The organism is Lichenibacterium minor (assembly GCF_004137685.1).
In the GTDB taxonomy this organism is placed as follows: Bacteria; Pseudomonadota; Alphaproteobacteria; order Rhizobiales; family Beijerinckiaceae; genus Lichenihabitans; species Lichenihabitans minor.
This window is the reverse complement of record NZ_QYBB01000122.1, coordinates 1-2,448: the sequence shown is the minus strand read 5'-3', so window position 1 is coordinate 2,448 and position 2,448 is coordinate 1. Positions and strand designations below refer to the sequence as shown.

2 protein-coding genes are annotated in these 2,448 nt (G+C 65.2%); both read left to right on the top strand.

What is annotated here, in order from left to right:
- The coding region (locus tag D3273_RS28620) for a hypothetical protein (RefSeq protein WP_207210932.1) at positions 1-736 on the top strand (736 nt) is incomplete at its 5' end.
- A 325-nt stretch (positions 737-1,061) separates the two neighbouring features.
- Complete coding sequence (locus D3273_RS27495; protein WP_129230200.1) at positions 1,062-2,354, top strand: IS701 family transposase; 1,293 nt, start codon at positions 1,062-1,064, stop codon at positions 2,352-2,354.
- Positions 2,355-2,448: the final 94 nt, after the last annotated feature.

The following is a 2,448-nucleotide window of genomic DNA, read 5'->3' as shown; positions in this document are numbered from 1 at the left end:
TGGATCGAAGCCTCCTGCAGCCTCGATCATCGATCACCCGGTCAGGCTCCAGAAGGTGGGGGCGGAGCGACGCTTACCCAACAGCTGCGCCGAACCCGTGTTCTTTGAGACCTGCCCCCTGCCGCGGCACGATCTACGCAATGGTCGCCTGAACCAGATGGCCTACGCGCTGTTCCTGTTCATCCGTGACGTGTGCGGCGGTGATGTCATAAGCTGGATCGACGATCGCCTAACTGAGGCCGACCACCCTGGTGAGGATGACCGTCCAGCGCTGATGCGGGAAGCCCTGCTCGCGCCGCTGAGCCATGTCTACGGGATCTCGTTTAAGGTGCTGGCGATGGCCCTGGCCGAGCTGCTGCTCGCCGGAGACCCTGCCCGGGAGCGGAGGGTTACCGCGGGAGCCACGATGATCGCCATCGACACTCTGGTGCACAACTGGCTGCATCGAACCGGGGTCGCCCGGCAGGTCGGGACGGAGCACGCCTATGGGCGACTGTGCTACGAGGCGGGTGGCTGCGCGGAGGTCCTGGAGCGCTGCTCACGCGAGATCGACGCCACAATCCTATGCCCGGATGGCCCTGCCTATTTTCCACGCCTGGTGCAGCATGCGGTCTGGCGGTTCTGCGCCGAAGGCGGCCTAGATATCTGCAACGGCAATCGCATCAACGATCGCATCGGATGCATGCAAATCGATTGTCCGCTCAGTGAGGGTTGCGCCCACCTTCCGCTGCCGTAGGCATTCTCGACTCACGCTTCCCAGGTCCGTCCAACAGGCACCTCTGAAGGACCCCAGTTGACCCATTGCAGGCTCGGGAGATGTCCGCTTCCGGGCATTCTGATGGGCCGCACGAGTTAGGGATGATGACCGAAGGCCGCCTGTCTGCGTTTAGTCGGATTAGGCTGGAAGAGAACCTTGAGTTCCCGACCTGTCGGCGACGTTGCGACCGGGAAACTAGGGCCTGTTTGGACTGGTATGGTCGACATCGCCGTTATCCCTCGAGGGCGCATCCGGCTTAGTACTACAGCCGGGTTTGGGCGTTGTGTGGGCGGAGGGCGTCAACATGACGACAAGCAGCGAGGTGGCCGACTGGCTGACGGGCCTGGACGACATTGTGGATCGCATCGCGTCCCGTTTCGGTCGATCGGAGCCGCGCCGTCGCGCGGCCGCCTACCTTCGCGGGCTGTTGTTGCCGATCGAGCGCAAGAACGGCTGGCAGCTGGCCGAAGCGGCTGGGGACCGCACGCCGGACGGCGTGCAGGAGTTCCTGTCGCGCATGCGGTGGGACGCCGACGCGGTGCGGGACGACCTGCAGGCCTACGTGGTCGAACAGTTCGGCGACGCTGATGCTGTGTTGGTTCTCGACGAGACCGGGTTCTTGAAGAAAGGCAAAAAATCGGCTGGCGTCGCACGGCAATACTCTGGGACGGCAGGCCGGATCGAGAACAGCCAGATCGGCGTCTTCCTGGGCTATGCGAGCCGGCACGGCCGCGTGCTGCTCGACCGGGCGCTCTACCTTCCAAAGGACTGGGCCAAGGACCGGCTGCGGCGAGCCGAGGCTCGCATCCCGGACGAGCTGGCCTTCGCCACGAAACCGATGCTGGGCTTGGCCATGCTGGAGCGCGCCCGGGCCGCCGGCGTGCCCTTCGCCTGGGTCACCGGCGACAGCGTGTATGGCGGGGTCTACGCCCTGCGCCAGTGGGCGCAACAGCATCGGCGCGGCTACGTGCTCACCGTCGCCTCGAATCAGCACCTCGGTATGCGGCCGGTCGCAGCCTGGATCGAGGGTCTGGGCGAGGCGGACTGGCAGCGCCTGAGCGCGGGCGCTGGTGCCAAGGGCCCGCGCCTGTACGATTGGGCTTTCCTGCCCCATGCTGGCGGCGCCAAAGGGTTCCGCTGCGGCCTGCTGGTGCGCCGTTCCCTCGCCGACCCGAGCGACGTCACTTTCTATCTCACCCACGCGCCCGAGGCGACGAGCTTGGATGAGCTGGTGAAGATCGCCGGATCGCGATGGTCCATCGAAAGCCTGTTCGAGGACAGCAAAGGCGAGGTCGGGCTCGACCAATATGAAGTCCGCTCCTGGGTGGGGTGGCATTGGCACATCACCTTCGCCATGCTGGCCCTGGCCTACCTCGCCGCCGTCCGAAAGGGCGCCGTCGGGGGGTGTGGACCTGAAAAGCCTCGCCGAAGACTTGCTGCCGCTGACCGTGCCCGAAATCAGGCACCTGATCGCCGCCGTAATCGCCAGACCCTATCTCGATCGCCAGCGACTGTTTCGCTGGTCCGAATGGCGCCGCCGCCATCAGCAGCGCGCCAGACGAGCCCACTGGGCACGACGAGCCTGGCATCCGCCTGAAACCCGGCTGTAGTATTAGAGCTTGACCCAAAAGGGTGGCTGACCTCGTCCTGGTTATATGATTCAGAGTTGGCGACCGAGCCAGCGGGATCGC